Annotated in this window: 21 protein-coding genes; 9 read left to right on the plus strand and 12 right to left on the minus strand. The window is 52.5% G+C overall.

Annotated features, from left to right (window positions below):
* Positions 1–83 precede the first annotated feature (83 nt).
* The 3 genes from dld to ACRDCA_RS05895 are packed head-to-tail and all read right to left on the minus strand — an operon-like array spanning position 84 to position 2,821.
* Positions 84–1,781 carry a D-lactate dehydrogenase gene (gene dld / locus ACRDCA_RS05885; RefSeq protein WP_438688696.1) on the minus strand — a complete coding sequence of 566 codons (1,698 nt, stop codon included), beginning with the start codon at positions 1,779–1,781 and terminating at the stop codon, positions 84–86.
* A gap of 45 nt (positions 1,782–1,826) precedes the next feature.
* Positions 1,827–2,621 (minus strand): type I methionyl aminopeptidase, encoded by a 795-nt coding sequence (gene map, locus ACRDCA_RS05890; protein WP_438688697.1) that lies wholly within the window; start codon positions 2,619–2,621, stop codon positions 1,827–1,829.
* Entirely contained in the window at positions 2,618–2,821 is a 204-nt protein-coding gene (locus tag ACRDCA_RS05895) for a ParD-like family protein (protein WP_438688698.1), read from the minus strand. The genes map and ACRDCA_RS05895 overlap by 4 nt, the downstream gene beginning before the upstream one ends.
* A 171-nt stretch (positions 2,822–2,992) precedes the next feature.
* Here ACRDCA_RS05895 and ddlA point away from each other — a divergent pair, with 171 nt between their 5' ends.
* Positions 2,993–4,099, plus strand: a complete 1,107-nt coding sequence (ddlA, locus tag ACRDCA_RS05900) for a D-alanine--D-alanine ligase (RefSeq protein WP_438688699.1) — start codon at positions 2,993–2,995, stop codon at positions 4,097–4,099.
* A 43-nt stretch (positions 4,100–4,142) separates the two neighbouring features.
* Here the strand turns inward: ddlA and ACRDCA_RS05905 are convergent, their stop codons facing one another.
* Positions 4,143–4,658 (minus strand): hypothetical protein, encoded by a 516-nt coding sequence (locus ACRDCA_RS05905; RefSeq protein WP_438688724.1) that lies wholly within the window; start codon positions 4,656–4,658, stop codon positions 4,143–4,145.
* Positions 4,612–5,418, minus strand: a complete 807-nt coding sequence (locus ACRDCA_RS05910) for a winged helix-turn-helix domain-containing protein (protein ID WP_438688700.1) — start codon at positions 5,416–5,418, stop codon at positions 4,612–4,614. The genes ACRDCA_RS05905 and ACRDCA_RS05910 overlap by 47 nt, the downstream gene beginning before the upstream one ends.
* Positions 5,419–6,036: 618 nt before the next feature.
* On the opposite strand from ACRDCA_RS05910, the gene ACRDCA_RS05915 reads away from it, so the two are divergent.
* Positions 6,037–6,582 (plus strand): helix-turn-helix transcriptional regulator, encoded by a 546-nt coding sequence (locus tag ACRDCA_RS05915; protein ID WP_438688701.1) that lies wholly within the window; start codon positions 6,037–6,039, stop codon positions 6,580–6,582.
* A gap of 311 nt (positions 6,583–6,893) precedes the next feature.
* Here ACRDCA_RS05915 and ACRDCA_RS05920 read toward each other — a convergent pair whose 3' ends face one another.
* The 7 genes from ACRDCA_RS05920 to ACRDCA_RS05950 form a co-directional block, all read right to left on the minus strand.
* The gene (locus ACRDCA_RS05920) at positions 6,894–8,036 is read right to left on the minus strand and encodes a fimbrial protein (RefSeq protein WP_438688702.1); all 1,143 of its coding nucleotides are present in this window, start codon (positions 8,034–8,036) and stop codon (positions 6,894–6,896) included.
* A 16-nt stretch (positions 8,037–8,052) separates the two neighbouring features.
* Complete coding sequence (locus tag ACRDCA_RS05925) at positions 8,053–8,772, minus strand: fimbria/pilus periplasmic chaperone (RefSeq protein WP_438688703.1); 720 nt, start codon at positions 8,770–8,772, stop codon at positions 8,053–8,055.
* An 18-nt stretch (positions 8,773–8,790) separates the two neighbouring features.
* Positions 8,791–11,277, minus strand: coding sequence for a fimbria/pilus outer membrane usher protein (locus tag ACRDCA_RS05930; protein ID WP_438688704.1), 2,487 nt, complete (start codon positions 11,275–11,277; stop codon positions 8,791–8,793).
* Between the two features lie 66 nt (positions 11,278–11,343).
* Complete coding sequence (locus ACRDCA_RS05935) at positions 11,344–11,856, minus strand: fimbrial protein (protein ID WP_438688705.1); 513 nt, start codon at positions 11,854–11,856, stop codon at positions 11,344–11,346.
* Between the two features lie 74 nt (positions 11,857–11,930).
* Positions 11,931–12,458 (minus strand): fimbrial protein, encoded by a 528-nt coding sequence (locus tag ACRDCA_RS05940; protein ID WP_438688706.1) that lies wholly within the window; start codon positions 12,456–12,458, stop codon positions 11,931–11,933.
* A 606-nt stretch (positions 12,459–13,064) separates the two neighbouring features.
* Positions 13,065–13,847, minus strand: coding sequence for an ABC transporter substrate-binding protein (locus ACRDCA_RS05945; RefSeq protein WP_024486873.1), 783 nt, complete (start codon positions 13,845–13,847; stop codon positions 13,065–13,067).
* Positions 13,848–13,881: 34 nt separating this feature from the next.
* Entirely contained in the window at positions 13,882–15,036 is a 1,155-nt protein-coding gene (locus tag ACRDCA_RS05950; protein WP_438688707.1) for a pyridoxal phosphate-dependent aminotransferase, read from the minus strand.
* Between the two features lie 140 nt (positions 15,037–15,176).
* Between ACRDCA_RS05950 and ACRDCA_RS05955 the strand changes: the two genes are divergently transcribed.
* The 7 genes from ACRDCA_RS05955 (at position 15,177) to ACRDCA_RS05985 (ending at position 23,386) form a co-directional block, all read left to right on the plus strand.
* Positions 15,177–16,103 (plus strand): LysR substrate-binding domain-containing protein, encoded by a 927-nt coding sequence (locus ACRDCA_RS05955; protein ID WP_438688708.1) that lies wholly within the window; start codon positions 15,177–15,179, stop codon positions 16,101–16,103.
* A gap of 83 nt (positions 16,104–16,186) precedes the next feature.
* Positions 16,187–18,484, plus strand: coding sequence for a beta-glucosidase BglX (gene bglX / locus ACRDCA_RS05960; protein ID WP_438688709.1), 2,298 nt, complete (start codon positions 16,187–16,189; stop codon positions 18,482–18,484).
* A gap of 206 nt (positions 18,485–18,690) precedes the next feature.
* Positions 18,691–19,614 carry a DUF7916 family protein gene (locus ACRDCA_RS05965; protein ID WP_438688710.1) on the plus strand — a complete coding sequence of 308 codons (924 nt, stop codon included), beginning with the start codon at positions 18,691–18,693 and terminating at the stop codon, positions 19,612–19,614.
* Between the two features lie 231 nt (positions 19,615–19,845).
* Complete coding sequence (locus tag ACRDCA_RS05970) at positions 19,846–20,895, plus strand: ABC transporter substrate-binding protein (protein ID WP_438688711.1); 1,050 nt, start codon at positions 19,846–19,848, stop codon at positions 20,893–20,895.
* Positions 20,892–21,890, plus strand: coding sequence for a FecCD family ABC transporter permease (locus ACRDCA_RS05975; RefSeq protein ID WP_438688712.1), 999 nt, complete (start codon positions 20,892–20,894; stop codon positions 21,888–21,890). The genes ACRDCA_RS05970 and ACRDCA_RS05975 overlap by 4 nt, the downstream gene beginning before the upstream one ends.
* Positions 21,883–22,662, plus strand: coding sequence for an ABC transporter ATP-binding protein (locus ACRDCA_RS05980; protein ID WP_438688713.1), 780 nt, complete (start codon positions 21,883–21,885; stop codon positions 22,660–22,662). Before ACRDCA_RS05975 ends, ACRDCA_RS05980 begins: the two co-directional genes overlap by 8 nt.
* Positions 22,655–23,386, plus strand: a complete 732-nt coding sequence (locus ACRDCA_RS05985; RefSeq protein WP_438688714.1) for a substrate-binding domain-containing protein — start codon at positions 22,655–22,657, stop codon at positions 23,384–23,386. The genes ACRDCA_RS05980 and ACRDCA_RS05985 overlap by 8 nt, the downstream gene beginning before the upstream one ends.
* Positions 23,387–23,522: the final 136 nt, after the last annotated feature.

Raw genomic sequence — 23,522 nt, forward strand, 5'->3', positions numbered from 1 at the left:
TTTGCTGAGATGATCCTTTGAACCCAAAAGGGCAAGATCTACCGGCTCCCTCTCCCTGTGGGAGAGGGGGGTAAGATAAAATGTTACTGGATGTTGTTACCCCAGTGTTTTTGCTTACTGGTTTTGCCGATACCGGGGTTAAAACTGTTGGTGGGATCGGCATCCTGATAGAACGCCTGTAAATCGGCTTTGGCGTGATACAGATGGCCAACGTTGTGCTCGGCCGGATACTCCGCACCACGCTGATTGAGGATCGCCAACATTTGCTCCTTCAGCGCATGGCTGTCCGCGCCTTTTTTCACCACATAATCCTGATGGAATACGTGGCACATAAAGTGGCCGTAATACAGCTTGTGCACCAGTTGGTTATCGATCTCCGGCGGCAGGGTTTCAAACCATTCGCTATCGTTGCGGCGCAGGGCGATATCCAGTGCCAGAATATCCTCCACCTTATCGGCATGTACCGCCTGATAACGTATGGCGGCGCCCGCTGCCGCAAAGCGGTGCAGGAACGCCTTCTTACCTTCTTCAGGCGTACAGACGAAAAAGTCCCCATCGATCTCGGCAAAGTAGCTTTGCAGATACTGTTGGGCTTCCTCCACCCCCGGTCCGGCCATTTTCAGCAGCAGATGGTGTTCAAAGCGTTGGCGATACTCTTTCATTCGTTGCGGCAGATGGTTAGGGGCCAGCTTGCTCAGCTTTTGCATCAGATTGTCGGTGAGGTTGTGCGGTAACAGGGGCAGTTTGTTCAGCGTGGCATCCACCCGACCCTTCAGGGTGAAGAAGCGCGGCATTTGATCGGTGCCCAGCTTGTCGATCATCATAAAGGTGTCTTTGCCATACACCTCGGCGATATCGAAAATATCGCGGTGCATATACTCGCCAGCCACCGGCAGATTCTCAAACTTGCTGAGCATATGGCGGCGCAGTTCGGTCAATACCGCGGTGTCGTTGGTGCCGATATAGAACACCTGCTCTTTGTCTTCTTTGGCGAAGGTGTCCAGACGTACCGCAAACACTGCCAGCTTACCGGCACAGCCGGAGGCTTCGAACAGGCGGCGTTTATCGGCGTTAAAACGGGAAGGGGTGTCGGCATCCACATCGCGCACCCGCCTGGCGTATTCGTTATCCGAAGCGCGCAGCTCGCCGTGTTCAACGTCCGTTGGCCGGTAATCACCCTTTTCTAACCGGGTGAGGATCTCTTCGGGCGTATCGCCCAGATTGATCCCCAGATGATTGACCAACCGCAGTTGCCCATCGGCATCCAGCTTGGCGTACAGTGCCATTTCGGTATAGGCCGGGCCGCGTTTGACCAGCGCCCCTCCAGAGTTGTTGCAAATGCCACCAATCACCGAAGCGCCAATGCACGAAGAACCGATCACCGAATGCGGTTCACGGCCATAGGGTTTCAGCAACCTTTCCAGCTTATTGAGCGTGCTGCCAGGGAAACCGACCACCTGCTTGCCGTTATCCAACACCTGAATATGATCGAGCCGCAAGGTGCTGACGATTACAATTTCACGGTCATAATCCTGGCCGCTGGGGGTGGAGCCTTCGGTCAAACCGGTATTGGCCGCCTGCATAATGACGATCTTGTCGGCAGCGACGCAGGTTTGCAGGATCTGCCACAATTGCAGCAGGCGGGTGGGGAACACTACGGCTAGTGCCTTGCCACCGCCGGAGCGGAAGCCTTTGCGATAACGTTCGGTGCTACGCTCGCCGGTCAGCACTTGCGCACTACCGACGATATTTTTCAACTGAGTGATAAATGCCTGCGTCATGCCCATCTCCATGTCACCCGCCTGATTGCCACGGGAGTTTAAGTGTTAATAGCGTTGCTGATATCCCGCCTCACGTTCTTCTGCGCGCAGCGTCAGGATCTCCACGCCGTCGGCGGTGACCGCCACGGTATGCTCCCATTGGGCGGAAAGTTTTTTATCGCGGGTCACCACGGTCCAACCATCTTTCTTCTGTTTGATGCGGTGGTCACCCTGATTAATCATCGGTTCGATGGTAAACACCATGCCTTCCTGCAACACCGTGCCGGTGCCAGGCTGGCCGAAGTGCAACACCGCCGGGCCTTCGTGCATTTCGCGGCCAATGCCATGTCCGCAATATTCCCGCACCACGCTGTAACCCGCCTGTTCGGCATGGCGCTGGATGGCGTGGCCGATGTCACCTAGCGTAGCACCGGGCTTCACGGTTCGGATACCTTGCCACATCGACTCATACACGTTATTCACCAGCCGTTTGGCCACCGGGGTGATCTGGCCGATGCAATACATCTTACTGGAGTCGGCAATAAACCCGTTATTTTCCAGTGTAATATCTACATTGACGATCATCCCGGAGCGCAGGATTTTGCTGGCAGAAGGGATGCCGTGGCAGATCACTTCGTCGACCGAAGTATTGAGCACGTAGGGGAAATCATATTGGCCCTTGCTGGCAGGGCGCGATTTCAGTTCATCAACGATAAACGCTTCGGTACGGTCATTGATTTCCATGGTGGTGATCCCCTCACCGATCACCTCGTCGAGCATGGCAAACACCTTGGCCAGCAGTGCGCCGGAGTGGCGCATGATGGCAATCTCCTGCGGCGTTTTGATCACAATATCTTTCACCCGACAATCTCCTTTAGCGTCAGCGCATTCTCTTTCATCATTTTCTTTACCAGTTGCGGATAGGTCAGCTCAGGATTGAGCTCTGCCAACATGCCGATCCTGATCCAATGTTCCGCCTGTGCGTTGATAGAACGCGACATGGTCAGGCTGGCGAGCCTGAGATCGTCATGCAAGGCATCAGAAATTTTTACGATCCCCATAACCTACTCCTGAAGTCAACAATATACGAAGTGTATACGTTTTGGATGCTGCTGGTTTGGCATTCTGTGGCGCAGGTATTTTCGGCCGAATGGTCATTGCCGGGGCTGCACAATGCGTTTATTGTGAGGGTCGGCTTTGTTGCCATGACATTTTCAAGAAGGATTTAGGGCGTGACTAAACTACGTGTTGGGGTGATCTTTGGGGGCAAATCGGCGGAACATGAGGTTTCGCTACAGTCGGCAAAAAACATTCTGGATGCCATCGACAAAGACAAGTTTGACGTCACGCTGCTGGGGATCGATAAGCAGGGGCAGTGGCACCTTAACGATGCCTCCAACTTCCTGCTGAATGCAGAAAATCCGGCGCTGATCGCGCTGAACCACTCGAATAAAAACGTGGCGCTGGTCCCTGGGTATGAGAAACAACAGCTGATCGAGGCCGATGGTGCCGGTGCCTTGGGGCAGCTCGACGTGGTGTTCCCGATCGTGCATGGCACACTGGGGGAAGACGGCTCGCTGCAAGGGTTGCTGCGTATGGCCAATATGCCGTTTGTTGGTGCGGGCGTGCTGGGTTCAGCGGTCAGCATGGACAAAGACGTCACCAAACGCCTGCTGCGTGATGCCGGGCTGTCCGTGGCACCCTTTGTGACGCTGACGCGCTCTAATCGCAACAGATACACTTTTGCCCAATTAACGGCAAGCCTTGGGTTACCGCTGTTTGTTAAACCGGCGAACCAGGGGTCCTCCGTTGGCGTCAGCAAGGTACATGATGAGGCAGAGTTCGCACAGGCCATTGCTCTGGCATTCAGTTTTGACCATAAAGTGCTGGTGGAATCAGCCATTGTGGGCCGCGAGATAGAATGCGCGGTGCTGGGTAACGATAATCCGCAGGCCAGCGTGTGTGGTGAAATCGTTCTGAGCGATGAATTCTATTCATACGATACCAAATATATTAATGAGCAGGGCGCGCAGGTGGTGGTACCCGCGGCGCTTGAGCAGGACGTCAGCGATAAAATCCGCGAGGTGGCGTTGCAAGCCTTCAAAGCGCTGGATTGTTTAGGTATGGCACGCGTCGACGTGTTCCTGACGCCGGACAACAATGTCATCATCAACGAAATTAATACGTTGCCGGGCTTCACCAATATCAGCATGTACCCGAAATTGTGGGGGGCCAGCGGGGTGAGCTATACCCAGTTGATCACCGCCTTGATTGAGCTGGCGCTGGAGCGGCATCAGCAGGATCGCGGGCTGAACAGCTCGGTGTTTGATCGGGATTAAGCTGGCGGGCAACAACGTGACACAGGTTGTTGCCCTTCCTTGGCTATCTCCCTTGCCGTTTACTTTCAGTTTGGGTACAAACGAAGGCTGGAATGAAGGCGGTGGAGATTAAGATATCGTCCCCTAGCAGCTGCTCCACGCGTAGCGTCACTTTTTTGCCAAAGGTAACTGCATCGTCCGGTGCGGTATCGGTGTCACTTTTCCTGTTCACGGTATCGGTCAACAACAGGAATTTCCCGTCTATTTCATAATGAAAATCCAGGTTTCTTGAGATCACAGAAGATTTAACACCATCATGCATGACACCATACAATGAGATAGTACCTTTATCATCACTTTTGAAATAGATAGAGGCGTCCAACATGCTATCAACTGAGCCTTTATCCCTGATCTCATAAGAGTTTAGTTTGGTTGCACAATGTAAGCCGCGATAGATGTTTTTCGTTGATGGCCAATGAATAGCTAATGTCATCAGTAGAGCTAGAGAACATAGCACCAATAAAACCCATGGCTTAAAGAACTTTTGAATTATAGGTATAGGTGGTTTCACATTGTTCATTTTTGCTATTTCCACATAAAGCGTATATGAAGTGGCCCTGTTCTGATTTATTGGTTGAACGTTTGTTTATATAAACATATACGACAGGGTTTTTATATTTGCTGCTGGCTATTTTTTTGATTATGGCATCTTCCTCAACAGTTCCGGTTTCTAGCTCGATTAATGATCCCTGTAAAAAATAAACATCACTATTGTCTATTTTTTTATGGAAGGTGATATCATTTTTAATCATCTTTCCCGTGTTTTCGATATGGAAATAAACCTCATAGCTCGCAGTTATCAAGGTAGCCACGAACAATAGCAGGGCGAATGTGGTTTTATAGCCTGGGCGGATACGTAGTGCTGAAATGCCGGTTTTTGAGTGGTTTTCTGGTTGGGTTGAAATTTCAAATTCGTTCTTAAACGATTCTGTAGTGGCAGGTACTTCTTCTTCAATCGTCTCAATGCTGTCTATTTTTAAACAAAAACCAGATCTAGGGATGGTGATAATCACGTCAGGCAGGCCAAGTCGAGCCAATTTGCGACGTACCATCGACATATAGTTGTTAAGATTATTTAAGGATGGCGTCAGGTCGTTTTTTTCCCAAACTTCGATTAACAACGTTTCACGCGAAACGACGACATTCGGATTGTTGACAAAAAAACCAATCAGGCGGATCTCGGTAAGAGAAAGGGTTTTACCCGCTTCCTCTTGGTTAACCTCCTCAAGCATTCCCTGTTCTTCATCAAATACCACCATTTTATTGAGAATAAATCGCATTGTGGCTACCCCAAAAGATAAAATTTACTGAATGTTAAATTTAGCACTTTTCCGGTGTCTATTTAGTGACTGAGAGTTCGCTGATATCAGCTAAGTATAGTGCATCACGGATGACTGATATGGGTTAATGATCAGTGTAAAAACATGATTTACTCTAATTCATAGGTCGATTCTGCTATATGGTTTGGTTTGTTGATATAAACTACCGATCATGAGAATTATCCCATACCATGGTTTGCATCAGGATAACCCTGGTGTCAGTGAGAGGTGACGGCCTGGTGGCGAATGCTGCATAAGGCATTATGAAAGCTGACTATCAAAGAGAGTGGCTAGCGATAGGTAATTAGAGAGCAAGGTTATCGAGTTGGAGTCGTTATTAATCACCAGTAAAGTGCCTGTTATCAAGGTAAGACAATTCTAATTAAACGTATATTCATGTATAATTGGGATCCGTGGTTGATCGTTTAAAACTCCGCGTAAAATACTTCATTGCACTCATTAAATTATCAAATAGTTAATGTGCTGGCTATACCATTATTTAATTATTTTGGAGAAGTAACCGTGTTTAAGTGCTTAATTGTTACGCCAGATCTGTTTTTAAGGCAAGGATTGTCAACCTTGATCAAGGAATCGTTAATCGATTTTAATTTCAAAGGTGAGTCTAAATTTAGTCGCAGTGCGTCAACCTATGCCGATGCCATTTTTATCGATACCGATGTGCCAAACTTCTACCGCAGCTTGGAAAAAGCGGTGAGCTTTAATCGCGGGATAGAAATATTTATTATTTGTCATGAGAAAGAAAATAATCTCATGCTCAGTTCCATCAGGAAAGATATTGCTAATATTATCTACAGGGAGGAGGGAATAGATTCAATCAAGCTAAAAATTTCCAGCGTTCTGCAACAAGGGTTTTTCTTGGACTCGCCCCTGTTGTTAAAACGTAACGAACAAATAAAACACCAATTGACCACTCGTTTTAATGAAAACCTGACCACCAACGAGTATGAGGTCATCAAGTTGTTTATACGCGGATTTTCCGGCAAGAGTATTGCCCAGATTTTGCGTAAAAGTGAAAAGACTATCAGTACACAAAAAAGGTCGGTAATGAACAAATTGGGTGTTAAAAGTAATCAGGAGTTATTACGTAAAATGACATCAGCTTAATTGAGTGGTCTTGTCCTAAAAACAATAAAACTATTTTCTATTCATTTATAGTATTTGCTATAAGCATGTCCTTGTTTTAAATAAAAACGCCATTGATTATATGATTAGTGGCGTTTTCGTTTATAGGAAAATTAAATTTTAGTTTAATGGGGGAATATGAAATTGATAGGGGATATTAAAGGTATAGGAAGAGGAAATTCATAGGAAATAAGTAATAGTGTGGAATGATATTCTCTCACCTCTCCCAGAGGGAGAGGGAGTTGGAACTGCGGCGGCCAGGTCTTCATCGCAGGACGTTGGCAACGAGTTACTCACGGATAAGCGACGGTGAAAATGGCGTCGGCTTTAACAGAACCCGCTTCAATTTTCCCATCGGTTCGCACATAGGCCGCATTCAATTTTATCGACATCGGCGTGTTGTCCGCCGGTGAGGTGCCTACCAAAAACTGGCCGACGTTATTTGAACTTACCGACGTATTCTGTGCCCCTAGCTGTAACGCACTGCCGTCGCCCTTGGTCAGCCTGATACGCACCCCTTTGGCGGTGCTGCTCGGTGCAAGTGTCAGATCGCTGGTGCGGTTGCTGATATTGGCACTGTCCGTCAGCGTAATATAGGGTTTGGCATCTTTACCGCAGTTACCCAATGGGATAGTGAATCCGGTGGTGCTCGCCGTGTTACCGGTAGTCGCTAGCTGCGAGGCATCTACCGGATCTAACGGAACCAAAATCTCCTTGGCACCCAGTGAGCAGGTAGGCAAGGTAGGCGGCGGCAGGACTGGCGGGGCCGTTCCCCCTAATGAGAGGGCTTGAGGTGGCGAAATCGCGGTTGAGGATCCGCAACGAGTCCCACCGTTGCTCACGTTTTTTTGATCCCAGGCATCGGCGTTGCCCATGGCAATAGTGATCGAGGGAGCTTTGAAAGCGACGGGTGAGCCTCCTACATAGAGGCTGGCATCGATAACCACGAACTCCAGATTATAATTTTCTAGGATGCCAAAGGTACCTGGTTGGTTTTCAAACCACCAGTGCAGCATATTATTGCTGGTTTTGGTCGCGGGGCTACCGGTTGTTGAGTTAGTCAATCGGAAACCCAAGCCAGGGATAGTCTTCCCCCCACTATCTAATACTGGAATGGTTGAGTACGCCCCTAGCTCGCCACCTGCGAACCAAGCGCCGCTGGCCAGCATGTCATCGTTGGTGCCTGTTTTCTGGTAATTAAAACGGAACATCACGGTCTTGCTGGCTGCCACAAAACCGTTATACATTTGTGCTGGGGAGGGATATATAGAAAAAACCGTGGCGAATGCAGCGTCGAAATTACAACTACCCGGCACGATCGCCGCTGAGCTCTGACTGTTGTAGCCCAGTGCGATCAGTAACAACGGCATAGCCATGGTTAACCGTTGCCAGCGTTTGTTAACACGCAGTGAACTTTTTGCTTTGTTTATCAACATGAAAAATTTCTCCGTGTTAAACCGTTTTGGCAAATTGGCAGCGTTCGCCACTGCAGCTAAAGGCCAGTTCCGGGCGGCCGCCGTAATCATTAATAAAGGTCAACACCGGCACGGCGAAGGGGGCAGATTTAAGTTCTACGCTGGATTTTGGTGCCACCATCACCGGCTCAAAATCACCGGCAACCTTGTCGCCAGCTTTTCCCTTGATGCCAACCACCGTCACGTAGTAGGGCGTTGGGTTCTCCACCCGGTAGCCCTGTGCGGTTTTATGCAAAACGATCTTTTCCTGCCACACCTCATCCGCTTTAGGGGTGATGGCCTGCGGGCGATAGAACAGTTTGACCTTGGTCTGCAGAGCAATTTGCATCACGTTGGGTTTATCACTGCGCGGCGGAATTTCGCGCAGGTTGAAATAGAACAGGCTTTCGCGATCCTGCGGTAATTTTGCTATCTCGGGAGCAGCAGCGATGCGCACCATGCTTCTGGCACCCGGCTCAACGCGCTGTACCGGTGGTGTCACGATCAGCGGGCTGGTGACTTTTTGCTGTTGCGCATCCTCAATCCACGCCTGGGCCAGATAAGGCAGTTGCTTATTTTCATTGCTGATATTCAGGCTGATCGACTTATGCTGGCCGTCGTAAATCACGCGGGTGCGATCGAGAGTAATGGCGGCTTGCACCGCGTTGCTGGTGAGTGTAATAGCGCAAAGCAGCGCTATTTTATTCAATAAATTCATACAGTTTCTCTCATGGTATTAGAGCGGTCGACAAGGCAGTAATAACTGCGATTGCACCGCCAACTTTTCAGGGATGACGACCTGGCATTGCTTTTTCCCGTCCCAGACCGCCTCTAAACGTTCACCGGGTTGTATCCCAGTCAAATAGGCAAAACCGGCATCGCTGACAATCGCCAGCTCTTTTCCTGCCTGGTTAACAATGCTGCTGCCAAACGGCGGATGACTGCCATCGGCGAGGCCCAGCGTGGCCAGAATTTTTTCACCTTTCAGCATGCCAAAGCGGCGGTAGCCAATGGCTCCTTCCGTCAGTGCAGACTCCACCACCGGTTGGGTGGCTTCGACATCGTCATCCAACTTGCTGATGTCAATCCGGGTATCAACCCGGTAATAACTTTGCATATCGTTTAACACCGCAATGCCAAAGGCATTGGAGCGTGCCCGGCCACCTTCGATCGGCACGCCGGCAATGCCGTCGGTATCTACCATCAACCGGGTACCGCCGTTGGCTCCGCGCGCATGCAGCGCAGCCCCTTTGCCGGTGACGGTAGCGCCACCCTGCAAAGACAGCCCTGCCGAGGTGAAGCTGTTTTGCATATAGCTGGCGTTAACGTTGATATCCGCTACCGGCGTATTACGGCTGTAATAGCCGCTAAACTGGCTACGTACCCCGTCGTCATTACCGGTATTAATACCGGTTGAGAGCCGATAGGCGGTGCCCAACTGGCTGTTGTTCAGATAACTGACCGTCTGGCTGGTATTACCCTGGCCATTACGTTGGGCGTTATAGCTGAGTGCCTGTTGGTTACCCAGGGGGACGGACAGGCTCAGATATAGCGCATTGTCATTTCTGCCGTCGTTCTGTGTACGGCTAGCTGACAGGTTGACCGATAAATCCTTCATCGAAAAAGCATCGAAATAGCGGCTGGCCGCGATGCTGTAATAGTCCGCCGTTTGCTGATCCCAATAGGTCTGATGACTGTAGTTGAGATAGAGCCCGATCCTGGCATCCTGAAAGTTCTTGTTCGCCGTAACGGTGTACATCGCTTTGTCACTGGCGATAGTATTGCCGCGATAACGGGTATCGATGTATTGCGACATCGTCATATAGTTACGCTCCGAGAAGCGATAACCGGCAAAGGTGATCTCACTGTCGATCTTTTCGAAGCGCTTGGCATAGCTGATACGGTAAGACTTGCCGCTGTAGCTGCCCTGGCTCGGTAAATCGGTCGCGAACGACTGGGTGATATCGGCAGAGACGGCGCCCATGGCGAATAAATCTCTGCCCACACCCATTGATAGGGCGTTGTAGCCGTTACTGGCTATTGCGCCACCATACAGTGACCAACTGTTGCTCACCCCCCACGAGGCTTCACCACTGGCAAACACCGGCCCTTCGGTACGATGATTAAAATCGGACGGCTGGCCAACGGTGGTTTTATAACGTACGGTGCCTGGGCGGGTCAGGTACGGGATAGTTGCGGTATCAACCTGGAAGGTCTGTTCGGTACCGTCTTGTTCTTCGACCCTGACGTCCAGTCTGCCGCTGATGCTGCTGTTCAGATCCTGAATACGAAATGGGCCTGAAGCCACGGTGGTCTGGTAAATCACCCGTCCTTGCTGGGAAACCGTGACCTTGGCGTTGGTACGAGCGATCCCGGCAACTTCCGGCGCATACCCACGCAGGTTGGGCGGCAGCATCCTTTCGTCAGTGGCCAGGCTAAGCCCGGTATAACGGAAGCTGTCAAAAATATCCGAGGCAAAGAAGCTTTCTCCGAGGGTCAGCGTCGAGGCCAACCGTGGGATCGCCCGGTACATATACACCCGGCTCCAGTCGAAATTGCTTTGGTTACCGGTTTCACCACCCCGGGTGTTGTTACCCTGGAAATCTGCTCGTACCCGCCATGGCCCGACGTTGTACCCGGTAGTGCCATTCAAGCTGGTATTTTGCGTGGTACTACTCTGGTTTGGCTTGCTGACCAGGGTGTTGATATTGTAGTCCAGCAGGATCCCCTGAATGCCGTTATCCCAGCGCGATGGGGGCAGCCAGTTGGCATCGCTGTATTCCAACCAGGCCTGCGGAATAGACAGGTACAGGGTGCCGGTAGCCAAATCGGGTTTTGCCACCATGCCTTCGATACTGCTCAGTTCGGCGCATAGTCCGTTTTGCCAATAACGTACTTTGGCCAGTGCCTCAGGTTTCAAGCCAATCTGCCCCATCAGGGCAGGGGAGAGGCAAGGTTCGCTGCTTTCCGGTTGGCCCTCGCGTGCGTAAAAATGCATTGGTTGTTCTGGCAGCACATAGTCATTAATGTTGATCGCCATCAGATATTCGCCAGGCATCACATAATTCGCCTGGGTAAAACGGGATAAATCGATATTTTGCTTGTCTTCGGCATTCAGGACATCGGTATTAAATTCAATGGCATGAGCTATGCCACTCCAGTTGATTAACGAGATAGCAAGAGCCAGCCTGGTTTTGTTAATTCCTTTTGTTTTTTTTCGCACAATGACATCCTGAAATTTATATTCTCAAACCGAAGACCTTGACCGAAAGAATGCTGGGTAAAAAGGCTATTTATAATCAATAATAAAGCTAAACGTGGCGCTAACTTCTCCCGCTTTAAAGTAGTCAGCGGTTTTAACCAATGACGCGCTATAGCGTAATACATCATCATTTTTTAGCACGTAACCCGAGTGTGCAACACCTGGCTGAATAATATGGTCGTTCTGATCCTTTATTTTCATCCCCACGCCAATACTATTGCCCTGCAGGTTAAACCAGGGATTGGTGCCCTCATATTGGCCCATAAAGGTTACCGCTAGCGTATGGTTAGTTTCCTTTTCTTCTTCGGTAAGGCAATTGATTAACCGGATAGAAAAGGGGTAGCTGGGTTCAGCCCCGCTCGCCATACGGGTTTCATCGACCACGCCAAGGTCGATGCTTTGGTCTTGTGCTTCTGCCGCGATAGCACAGGCAGGGACTATTATTACGCCATTCAAGTTAACGCGGGTTGTCTCCTGCTGGAATGCAGCAGTATTGGCCGACAGTATTCCGCCGAATAAAATTAATAATAATCTCTTCATTTTTAATCGGTTATGTCATCAATAATGATTGGGATAACAAGCATACGGGCGGACCCGTATGCTTTGGGGAACGATTACTGATAGGCCAGAGTAAAGTCAGCAACGCTGCTGAAAGAACCTGGTTTTACGCTACCGGCTGTGGCGCTGTTACCCTGCAGGTAAGCAGAGTACACCAGGGTATTGGAGCCTTCGCCCAGTGCGCGGTAAGTAGAAGCTACGCCCAGTTTGATCGGTGAACCGCTACCGTCGGTGATGACGATACCGGCGCCTTTGGCAGTCCCGGTGATGCCCAGCAGAGCGGTGTTAACCACGTCTGGTGAACCATTGAAAGTGATAGCAACTTTACTCTTGTCAGTCAGATCGCAGTTCTCCAGATTGATGGCGAAGTTACGTGGGGTAGATGTCCCCAGGTTAGCCAAAGAGGTCTGAGAGATTTCACCCAGCTCAACGGTTTGGTCAACGCTGTCTGAATTGATTGAGCAAGGTGCATCAATGATAGAACCAGTGAAAGTCACGGTACCTGAACCCTGATCTGCCGCGTTTGCAGCGAAAGCAGAAGAAACCAAAGCCAGAACCAGCATATTTTTTTTCAAGATAGACATAAATAACGCTTCCATGTTTATATCGCTTAGTGAGTATAAGAATCTAATAACTTTGTTATCTCGTTTCTTATAGAGAAATTCCCTTAAGTCAGACAGCTCGCAGCATTGTTATAAGGGGAGAACTTGGTCGTCGGGAAAGCGCGGTGCAAAATAGATAATATAAATTTCAGCTATCTATAATAACGCTAATTCCCTCGGGTTGTGTTGCTCTTCCTTTATAGAAGTCTCTCGGTTTTTGCCGTAATCATACATTTCAATGCACTGCGTTCTTCTCAAGAGATGGATGCATCATACACGATATCTTAGGTTGGTAAATACGATAAATTCGATATAATGATCTGTAAATTAAATTTACAATAGCATAAATAACTGTTTTATTGATTTAAATTGGAGTTATTAATTAGGATACTAGAAAAATCCTAATTTTAGACTCTTGATTATGTGATGCTTTAGGTTGGAAATAATTTACAAAACAATGTGTTTTTTTTGAAAAATAGGGGTGTCTATAGAAGAAATAGAAGTTGATAGGGCGGAACTGGCGGAAACTAGAAGAGGGCTGTAACGGCTTAAAACCGTTACAGCCAGGCATGCTTGAATGATAACGGCTTATTTCACCGTCACATCGATATCGCCAAAGTACTTCTTGGAGAGCTCGCCAATGGTGCCTTGCTGCTTCACCTTGGCAATGGCCTCGTTGAGTTTTTTCAGCGTTGCGGTGTCGTCTTTGCGCAAGCCGAAGGCGATGCCCTCACCCAGGATTTTGTCGTCCTGTACCGCATCTCCAACAAAGGCAAAGCCTTTACCATCCGGATGCGCCAGGAAACCGCTCTGCCCGGCTGGGGCCATGATCAAGGTGGCGTCCAGGCGACCAGCGGTAAGATCCAGATAGACCTGATTCTGATCCTGGTAGGACACCACATCGACTCCCTCTGGTGCCCAATGCGCCTTGGCGTAGTTTTCCTGAATCGATCCCTGCAACACGCCGACATGTTTACCTGCCAGAGATTTGGCATCGGGTTTCAGGCCGCTGTCGGCCTTGGCGATCAGGCGGTTGGGTACCTGATAGATCGAATCGGTAAACGCAATCGCCTGCCTGCGCTGTTCGGTGACGTTCATCGCCGAGTTGATTACGTCAAATTTGCGCGCCTGCAACGCCGGGATCAGACTGTCGAACGAGGTTTCTACCCAGCTGCACTTGACCTGCGCGGCGGCACACACGGCGTTACCCAGATCGATATCAAATCCTTCCAACTGGCCGCTGGCGGATTTGGACTCGAAGGGCGGGTACAGCGCTTCAAGGCCAAAGCGCAGGCTGTTCTCTGCCGCTAGCGTGGAACCGGCTGCCAGTAAACATCCTGCGGCGATCAGCGTCTTTAATGTTTTCTTCATCGAGGTCTTTTTCCCATGGTAAGCAATCAATGGATCACACCTGGCACAGGCGGCGAGCGCCTTCTAACAGGGTGTCATTATCTTTTGAGAAGCTAAGCCGGATAATGCCGGTATCGGTGCCGTCGCTGTAGAAGGCCGACAGCGGGATGGTCGCAACCTTCGCTTCGCGGATCAGCCGCACCGCAAAGTCGTTGTCGCTTTCATTACTGAAACCGCTAAAGCGGGCCAGCATAAAGAAACTGCCATGGCTGGGCAGTAATTCAAAGCGCGAACTTTGCAGCGCGTTGGCTAGCAGATCGCGTTTTTGCTGGTAGAACTCCGCCAAGCCCAGGTAGCTCTGTGGATTATTCAGGGCGGTGGCAAAGGCATATTGCATCGGCGTATCGGCAGAGAACACCATAAATTGGTGCACCTTGCGGATTTCTTCCATCAGGGTAGCCGGTGCCATGCAGTAGCCCACGCGCCAGCCGGTGACGTGATAGGTCTTACCGAAGGAAGAGACGATCACGCTGCGCTCTGCCAGAGCAGGGTGGCAGGCCATGCTGTGATGGATGCCGCCGTCGAACACCACGTGCTCATACACTTCATCGGAAAGAATGACGATATCGGTGTTACGGGTCAGGGCCGTCAGGCGCTCGATATCATGATCGGTAAATACGCTGCCGGTAGGGTTGTGCGGACTGTTGACGATGATCATGCGGGTTTTGCTGTTGATTGCCGCGGCGACCTCATCCCAGTCAATGGTTAAATCCTGTAGGGAAAGCTTGATGGCTACCGGCGTGGCACCTTGCAGGCGCACGATAGGGGCATAGCTGTCGAAGGCCGGCTCGAAATAGATCACTTCATCACCGGGATGCACCAACGCACTGATGGCGGAGTACAGCCCTTCGCTGGCGCTGGCGATCACCGTGATCTCGTCGTCGGCGTCGAAGCGTGCGCCATACAGACGTTCAACTTTGTCCGCCAGTGCATGACGTAGTGCGGCCACGCCACTCATCGGGGCGTATTGGTTATGACCTGCACGCATGGCTTGGGCAACACCCTCGACCAGTTGCACATCGCAGGCAAAATTGGGGGCACCCTGCGACAGATTCAGGGCGTGATGTTCGGCGCTCAGTTGGCCGATAACGGTGAAAATGGTGGTGCCAACGTCCGGCAGTTTCGAACGTTGCGAGCAGGCGCTCTGCATGGTGGGCTCCTGGCAAAAGAATCGGGTGTCGAATGATTAAGCATCAGTTAGGATGGGCTAACAAGAGAAAATTCGTCATGCTTGCCATGCAGTCAGATCATGGCTAGCAATGAAAATAAATGCAGCTATTGAGACTCGTTATGCAAACATCGTTGCCCTCGCTCGACGTGCTGAAAACCTTTGTGGTGGTGGCCGAGCGCCTCAATTTTACCCATGCAGCCCAAACGCTGCATCTGACACAGGGCGCGGTCAGCCGCCAGATCCTGGGGTTGGAGCAGCAGTTGGGTTATCCGCTGTTCAGCCGCCGTGCACGCGGGCTGACGCTAACGCCACAGGGGGCGCAACTGTTGGCACCGGTACAGCTGGCGTTAGAGCAATTGGCACAAGCGTTGGCCAAGGCCGGGGAACAGCCGGGGACGCTGCGCGTCAAATGCCCAACCTGCGCGATGCGCTGGGTATTGCCGCGTATTATTCGCCTGCAGAATGAACGGCCTGAGATGCACATCGAACTGACCGCGTCGGTGTCACACGGGCTGGATTTTGGCAGCGAACATTTCGATGCGGCGGTGGTGTTTGGCAAGCCGCAGGGCAAACGGCTGGTGGTACACCATTTATTTGATGAGATCCTGACGCCGGTCTGTACCCCAAACTATCTGCCCGATCTGGCTCAACCTGTGGAACCTGCCGACTTGGCAGAGACCACCTTGCTGCATCCCACGCGCGATCGCCGCGACTGGCTGCTGTGGTTGAAGGCAGCGGGGCAGACCACCTTGCCTTCCGCCAAGTCACAGCATTTCGACACGCTCGATCTGGCCATGAGCGCCGCATTGCAGGGCTGTGGCATCGCCATCGGCGATTTGTGCCTGCTGGAGGAGGATATTCAGGCTAACCGCATCATCACGCCGTTCCCCATCAGCGTGGTCAGCGGTGCCGCCTATTATCTGGTTTATCCCGAACACGCGGTGGTGCCTGCTGCATTAACCCGGCTGGTGGAGTGGCTGGGGGCCGAGGCGCAAGCCAGCCGGACCAGATTGCATCATCTGTTGACGTCAACGCAGACGAATTGATTCTGCTATGGCAAACTGCGTGCTCACATCTATTAATACGCCTGGCCGCCACTGGCGGCGGGGACGTGCCTGAGAATCAAAATATGAAATGGCTTTGTGTGGTGAGTATGTTGTCCGGTCTGGCTATCAGCCCGGTTTTTGCGCAGGAAACCAGCGTGACGCAAGGGAGCAATGCGCAGCAGCGTGATGCCTTTGTCGCCAACCTGATGAAACAGATGACGCTGGAAGAGAAAATCGGCCAGTTGCGCCTGATCAGCGTTGGGCCGGATAACCCGAAAGAGGCCATCCGCGATGGCATCAGTAAAGGGCAGATCGGTGCCATCTTCAATACCGTGACTCGCCATGATATCCGCGTGATGCAGGATCAGGCCATGCAGCTCAGTCGCCTGAAGATCCCACTGTTTTTTGCCTATGACGTGGTACACGGTCAGCGTACCGTGTTCCCGATCAGCCTGGGCTTGGCAGCCAGCTTTGATATGGAGGCTATCGCTCTGAGTGGTCGCGTTTCGGCACAGGAAGCCAGCGACGACGGCCTCAACATGACCTTCTCGCCGATGGTGGATATTACCCGCGATCCGCGCTGGGGCCGGGTCTCCGAAGGGTTCGGTGAGGATACCTGGCTGGTATCGAAGATCGCTAAAGTGATGGTGGACGCCTACCAGAATGGCGATCCGTCCAAGCCGGGATCGGTGATGGCCAGCGTGAAACACTTTGCCCTGTATGGTGCTACCGAAGGGGGGCGCGATTACAACACCGTCGATATGAGCCCGCTGCGGATGCACCAGGATTACCTGCCGCCGTATAAAGCGGCGGTGGATGCCGGCAGCGGTGGCGTGATGGTATCGCTCAACTCGATCAACGGCGTGCCTGCAACCGCCAACCCGTGGCTGCTGAAAGATCTGTTGCGCGACCAATGGGGTTTCAAAGGCATTACCATCAGCGATCACGGTGCGATTAAAGAGTTGATTAAACACGGCGTGGCACAGGATGCGCGCGACGCGGTGCGCCTGGCGATCACCTCCGGTGTCGACATGAGCATGAGCGACGAGTATTACGACCAATACTTGCCGGGGCTGGTGAAGGAGGGCCTGGTTTCAGAAAGCGAGATCGACCGCGCCTGCCGCGACGTGCTTAATACCAAATATGATATGGGCCTGTTTAAAGATCCGTATAACCACCTTGGCCCGGTGGGCTCCGATCCGCAGGATACCAATGCCGAAAGCCGTCTGCACCGTGCGGAAGCCCGCGTGATTGCCCGCAAGACCATGGTGTTGCTGAAAAATGACCACCAGACGCTTCCATTGCAAAAGCAGGGCACCATTGCGTTGATCGGGCCGATGGCCGACAGCCAGCGCGATATCATGGGCAGTTGGTCGGCGGCAGGCGTGGTGAAGCAGTCGATCACCGTGCGTGAAGGGTTGCAGAACGCGGTGAAGGATAAGGCCAGCATCCTGTATGCCAAAGGGGCCAATATCACACAGGATAAAAGCATTATCGATTATCTGAATGAATATGAGCCAGCGGTGGCTTTTGACACGCGCTCGCCACAGCAGATGATCGATGAAGCGGTGAACATCGCCAAACAGGCCGACGTGGTGGTGGCTGTCGTGGGGGAAGCGCAGGGGATGGCCCATGAAGCCTCCAGCAGGGCAGATATCACCATTCCGCAAAGCCAGCGCGATCTGATTGCGGCGTTGAAAGCCACCGGTAAGCCGCTGGTGCTGGTGCTGATGAATGGCCGCCCGCTGGCCTTGAGCTGGGAAAGTGAACATGCCGACGCCATGCTGGAAACCTGGTACAGCGGTACTGAAGGCGGCAACGCCATCGCCGATGTGCTGTTTGGCGACTATAACCCTTCCGGCAAGCTGCCCATGACCTTCCCACGTTCGGTGGGGCAGATCCCGATGTATTACAACCATCTGAATACCGGCCGTCCTTTCGGCAAGGAAAACCCAGGCAAGTACACCTCGCGTTACTTTGACTCGCCAAATGGTCCGCTGTATCCGTTTGGTTATGGCCTGAGCTATAGCCAGTTTGAACTGTCGGACTTCAAGCTTTCCAGCCCGGAAATGGCGCGCGATGGCAAAATTACCGCCAGCGTGATGCTGAAAAATACCGGCAAGTATAACGGCGCTACCGTGGTACAGCTGTATGTGCAGGATGTGACCGCCTCGGTCAGCCGCCCGATCAAAGAGCTGCGTAACTTCAAGAAAGTGACGTTGCATGCGGGGCAGCAACAGCGGGTGGAATTACCTATTACCGAGGACGATCTGAAGTTTTATAACGCCAGCCTGAAATGGGGCGCGGAGCCGGGTAAATTCAACGTGTTTGTCGGTCTGGACTCGGACAATCTGCAACAGCAGAGCTTTACTCTGAAGTAAGTTTGTGAGTGTTTACACTCGCTGTATCCCCCTCACACCAACCCTCTCCCACAAGGAGAGGGAGCTGAAACGGTGTCGTGGTTAGATACGAGGCTACATTTGTAGCACATTCGGTCCCCTTGCCTTTTGGGTGAGGGGATCCCGCGACAACAGAAGCCTCATTCGCCTCCAACAGGTTCGATAAAAAACCATCGGGAGAGTACACCATGAAGAGATATCTGGACTGTAGCGCCAGCGATCTGGCCAACATCGGCAAAGATGAGCTGATCTACGCCATCCGTGCCAGTGAAGGGCGCATCCTGGTCAGTGAAAGCATTGCGGTGACTCAGCCGTTGCTCAATAACGTTACCAATGCCGAACTGGCCGCCAGCCAGGGGGCCGACCTGCTGCTGTTGAATCTGTTCGATGTCAATCAGCCGCATATTGCCGGGCTGCCTGCCGATGTTGTGCCAGAAGACGCTATACGCGAGCTGCAACGGCTAACCGGCCGGGTTATCGGGGTGAATCTGGAAGCTGTCGATCCGGCGTTTGCCACCGCGCATAATGAGTTCTGGCAGATGACCGCGGGGCGTGCCGCCACGGCAGAAAACGCCCGTAAACTGTATGAGCTGGGTGCTCGCATGGTGGTATTGACCGGCAACCCGAATAACGGCGTCAGCAATCAGGCCATCGCCGAAGCGCTGAAGCACATTCGTGATGAAGTGGGCGACAAGCTGGTGCTGGTCACCGGGAAGATGCACGGTGCCGGGATTGTGCGCGAAAGCGGCAGCCAGTTAATCACCGAACAGGATATTGCGTTGTTTATCGAAAACGGTGCCGATATCGTCCTGCTGCCCGCGCCGGGAACTATCCCCGGCATGTCGCAGGAAAAGGTCGCTGCGTTGATTGCTTTCACTCAGCAGCAGGGCGCGCTGGCGATGACCGCTATCGGCACTTCTCAGGAAGGGGCCGATGTGCAAACCCTCCGCCAGATTGCCCTGATGAGCAAAATGGCCGGGGCCGATCTGCATCATATCGGCGATACCGGCTACCTTGGCCTGGCACTGCCGGAAAATATTTTTGCCTACAGCGTGGCGATCCGTGGCGTACGGCATACCTATACGCGTATTGCCCGCTCGGTTAATCGCTAACGTTTATTCCCCCTCTCCCCAAAAAGGAGAGGGAGCAGTACGGAGCTGCGTTCAGATACCGGAGTTTATTGGTAGCACATTCGGTCCCCTCCCTTTGGGAGAGGGCTAGGTTGAGGGGGGCGCTCTCGCTATCTATTCATCTTTTCATGTGTTGTTTGATCCAGCTGATTGTTTCAATGTGGCTATCGCTATATGATTTTATATATAACGATAGCCCATAGAGACAGCCTTATGTTTAAACGTATTCCTCGCCTATTACTGATTTTGCTTGTTTTCTCCTCCAGCGCTTTTGCGGATCGCCAGGTCACCGATCAACTCAACCGTACCGTCACGCTGCCCGATCACATCACCCGCGCCGTGGTGTTACAACATCAGACGTTAAACCTGTTAGTACAGCTTGATGCCATGCCACAGGTGGTGGGTGTGCTCAGTAGCTGGCAGAAGCAGCTGGGGCCAAACTATCTGCGTCTGGCTCCGAGCCTGGCCAAGATGCCAATGCCGGGCGACCTCACGGCGGTCAATATCGAAAGCCTGCTGAGCCTGCATCCGCAGGTGGTGTTTGTCGCCAACTATGCTCCGGCGGATATGATCGCCCAGATCGAGCAGGTGGGAATTCCGGTGGTAGCCATTTCTTTGCGTCGTGAACCGGCGGATCAGGCCGGGAAAATCAATCCGATGCTGGAAAATGAAGATCAGGCCTATAACCTAGGTTTGCAGGATGGCATTCGCCTGATTGGCAAAGTGATGGGGCGTGAGGCTCAGGCGGAGGCAATGGTGAAAGATGTCTTCCATCAGCGCGCCCTGGTGGCCAATCGCTTGCAGGACATTTCTGAAGCGCAACGAGTTCGGGTCTATATGGCCAACCCGGATCTCACCACTTACGGTTCGGGTAAATATACTGGCCTGATGATGCAGCATGCTGGGGCCGTCAACGTGGCGGCCAAAGATATCCAGGGCTTCAAGCAGGTTTCGATCGAGGACGTACTGAAGTGGAACCCGGCGGTGATCCTGGTGCAGGAGCGTTATCCAGAAGTCGTGCAGCAGATCCTCACTTCGCCACAATGGCAGCCAATCGAAGCGGTGAAACACCGACGGGTTTACCTGATGCCAGAATATGCCAAAGCCTGGGGCTACCCTATGCCAGAAGCGTTGGCGCTGGGGGAACTCTGGATGGCAAAAGTGCTCTACCCACAGCGTTTTCACGATATCGATCTACAGCAATATGTCGATAGCTACTACCAGCGTTATTACCGTGCCAGCTGCTGCCAGACTGTGAAATGAAGCTGGGGATATTGCTTCTGCTAACGGCCTGTTGCGCACTGCTTTCTTTGGGCATTGGCCGTTATCCGGTTACGGCAGGCCATAGCCTGATGATTTTGCTGGAGCCGCTTATCGGCCAGCATGCTGATATCACAGCAATCGAACGGCAGGTGATCCTCGGTGTACGTGTGCCGCGCGTGCTGTTAGCCATGGGGGCAGGGGCGGCTCTGGCGTTATGTGGGGCGGCACTGCAAGGGGTCTTTCGTAACCCGCTGGTCGATCCGCACATTATCGGCGTTTCCTCCGGGGCCGCCTTTGGGGGCACCTTGGCGATCCTGCTGGGCTTGCCAATGTTGATGCTGCTGTTTTGCGCCTTTGCGTTCGGCATGTTGGCTTTGCTGCTGATTTTTGCCATTACCAGTGCCATCGCCCGGCGCAATATTCTTTCGCTGGTATTGGCCGGGGTGATCCTCAGCGGCTTCTTTTCCGCCTGCGTCAGCCTGGTGCAATATCTGGCCGATAGCGAAGAAAAGCTACCCAGCATCGTATTTTGGTTGCTGGGCAGTTTTGCCACCGCCAATAGCCATAAGCTACAGATGTTATTCCTGCCGTTGCTGCTGGCCGGTGGCCTGTTGCTGGCCCTGCGTTGGCGCATCAACCTGCTTTCCTTGGGGGATGAAGATGCCGCCGCGCTGGGGATTAACGTTGAACGCACCCGCTGGCTGATCCTGACGCTATGCGCGATGATTGTGGCCGCACAGGTGGCCGTCAGCGGCAGCATTGGTTGGGTGGGCCTGCTGATCCCGCATTTGGCCCGTTTGCTGGTGGGGCCAGACCACCGGCGTCTATTACCGGCTGCCATGTGCCTTGGGGCGCTGTATATGGTGCTGATCGACGATTTGGCACGCACCTTGAGCAGCAGTGAAATCCCGCTGGGCATTCTCACCGCGTTGATCGGTGCGGCTTTGTTTGCTTTGCTGTTACGGCGTGCGCAAGTGAGAGGTTGGAATGGCTGAAACACTATTACAGGTCAACAACCTGAGCTTTGGTTGGCCAGGACAGCCAACATTGTTCCAACGGCTCGATTTGCAACTGCAACGGGGTGAAGTGGTGGCGGTGCTTGGCCCCAACGGTCGTGGCAAAAGTACCTTGATGCAGCTGTTGTTGGGCACTTTGCCGTTGCAACAAGGGAGCGTGTCTCGTCACTGCGGGCTAGGGTTTGTGCCGCAATATTTCACGCCGCCGTTTGCCTACAAGGTGCTGGATATTGTGCTGATGGGGCGGGCGCGGCATGTGCAGCTATTCCGCTCGCCTTCGGCTCAGGATCACCAGTTAGCCAAACAGGCGCTGCATGCGCTGGATATGCTGGCATTCGCCGATCGCGAGTTTGGCAGCCTTTCCGGCGGGCAGCGCCAATTGGTGCTGATAGCCCGTGCGTTGGCGATGGCCTGTGAAGTTCTGATCCTTGATGAGCCGACCTCGGCATTGGATTTGCACCATCAGGACAAGGTGCTAACGATGATCGACCAACTGGCGCGTGAACGGCATATGGCGGTGATCTTTTCTACCCATCAGCCCAACCACGCCCATGCGGTGGCGGATCGGGCATTATTGCTGGGAGCGGAAGGGCGGCATCAGTTAGGCCATTGTCAGCAGGTGCTGACGGCGGAAAATCTCTCGCCGCTGTTTCACCTGCCGATTGAGCGGATATCCGTTCCCTTTGCCGACGGACATCTGGAAACGTTGGTGCCCATCTTCCACAGCCTGCGGGAGCGCGACCGTGAATAGCATAACTCTGTTTGCCGCAGGTAGCCTGCGGCTGGCGTTCACCTCACTGTTGGCAGAGTTCGAGCAACAAACCGGTCAGCGAGTTGAAGCCACCTTTGGCCCGGCAGGATTATTACGGCAACGTATTGAACAAGGCGAAAGGCCGCAGATATTCGCCTCTGCCAATCTTGAACATCCACAGCGATTGGTGGCTAATGGTATTGCGCAGGCGGTGCAACCGTTTACCCGTAACCGCCTATGTGCCACGGTGCGCAATATCCCGGCGTTAACGCAGCCGGATTTACTGACGTTACTGTGCGATCCCCAATGGCGGGTCGGTACCTCGACGCCGGTCGCCGATCCTTCCGGCGATTATGCACAACTGCTGTTTGATCGTCTCGAGCAGTTATTACCGGGGCAGGGGAGTGCGTTACGAAGCAGGGCGGTGGCGTTGGTCGGTGGAGCCGATTCGGCACCAATACCGGCTGGTCGGTTGGCAGCGGAGTATCTGATTGCAAAACGTCAGACCGATATCTTCCTTGGCTACGCCAGTTATGCCGAGGCATTAGCCCCCTGCCCACAGGTTAAAGTGCGTCTTTTGCCAGCCGAGCTCGACTGCAAAGTGACCTATGGAATGTGTCTTTTGGAGGAGGGCAGTCAGGCCGCGCAGCAGTTGATGACCTTCATTCTCAGCGCGCAAGGGCAGCAGGCTTTGCAGCGCATGGGGATGTTATCGTTAATTTAATGTTTAAATATCAATAACATTAAGTTATTAAGTCAATAAGCTACCAGCTTGGTAGCTTAATTAGGTTGCTGATGTAGGGGCGCTGCATCCTGTGCCCACGACAAGATATCAATCAATAAAATCGGGGCGAACATGT

It is taken from the genome of Serratia sp. (in: enterobacteria) (assembly GCF_051654945.1).
GTDB lineage: Bacteria > Pseudomonadota > Gammaproteobacteria > Enterobacterales > Enterobacteriaceae > Chania.

Bases quoted from the DNA above. Each gene is read 5' to 3' on its own strand.
- dld (WP_438688696.1), bottom strand. From the start codon at position 1,781: ATGACGCAGGCATTTATCACTCAGTTGAAAAATATCGTCGGTAGTGCG.
- ACRDCA_RS05895 (WP_438688698.1), bottom strand. From the start codon at position 2,821: ATGGGGATCGTAAAAATTTCTGATGCCTTGCATGACGATCTCAGGCTC.
- ACRDCA_RS05905 (WP_438688724.1), bottom strand. From the start codon at position 4,658: ATGAACAATGTGAAACCACCTATACCTATAATTCAAAAGTTCTTTAAG.
- ACRDCA_RS05910 (WP_438688700.1), bottom strand. From the start codon at position 5,418: ATGCGATTTATTCTCAATAAAATGGTGGTATTTGATGAAGAACAGGGA.
- ACRDCA_RS05920 (WP_438688702.1), bottom strand. From the start codon at position 8,036: ATGTTGATAAACAAAGCAAAAAGTTCACTGCGTGTTAACAAACGCTGG.
- ACRDCA_RS05925 (WP_438688703.1), bottom strand. From the start codon at position 8,772: ATGAATTTATTGAATAAAATAGCGCTGCTTTGCGCTATTACACTCACC.
- ACRDCA_RS05935 (WP_438688705.1), bottom strand. From the start codon at position 11,856: ATGAAGAGATTATTATTAATTTTATTCGGCGGAATACTGTCGGCCAAT.
- ACRDCA_RS05940 (WP_438688706.1), bottom strand. From the start codon at position 12,458: ATGTCTATCTTGAAAAAAAATATGCTGGTTCTGGCTTTGGTTTCTTCT.
- ACRDCA_RS05945 (WP_024486873.1), bottom strand. From the start codon at position 13,847: ATGAAGAAAACATTAAAGACGCTGATCGCCGCAGGATGTTTACTGGCA.
- ACRDCA_RS05950 (WP_438688707.1), bottom strand. From the start codon at position 15,036: ATGCAGAGCGCCTGCTCGCAACGTTCGAAACTGCCGGACGTTGGCACC.
- ACRDCA_RS05955 (WP_438688708.1), top strand. From the start codon at position 15,177: ATGCAAACATCGTTGCCCTCGCTCGACGTGCTGAAAACCTTTGTGGTG.
- bglX (WP_438688709.1), top strand. From the start codon at position 16,187: ATGAAATGGCTTTGTGTGGTGAGTATGTTGTCCGGTCTGGCTATCAGC.
- ACRDCA_RS05965 (WP_438688710.1), top strand. From the start codon at position 18,691: ATGAAGAGATATCTGGACTGTAGCGCCAGCGATCTGGCCAACATCGGC.
- ACRDCA_RS05970 (WP_438688711.1), top strand. From the start codon at position 19,846: ATGTTTAAACGTATTCCTCGCCTATTACTGATTTTGCTTGTTTTCTCC.
- ACRDCA_RS05975 (WP_438688712.1), top strand. From the start codon at position 20,892: ATGAAGCTGGGGATATTGCTTCTGCTAACGGCCTGTTGCGCACTGCTT.
- ACRDCA_RS05980 (WP_438688713.1), top strand. From the start codon at position 21,883: ATGGCTGAAACACTATTACAGGTCAACAACCTGAGCTTTGGTTGGCCA.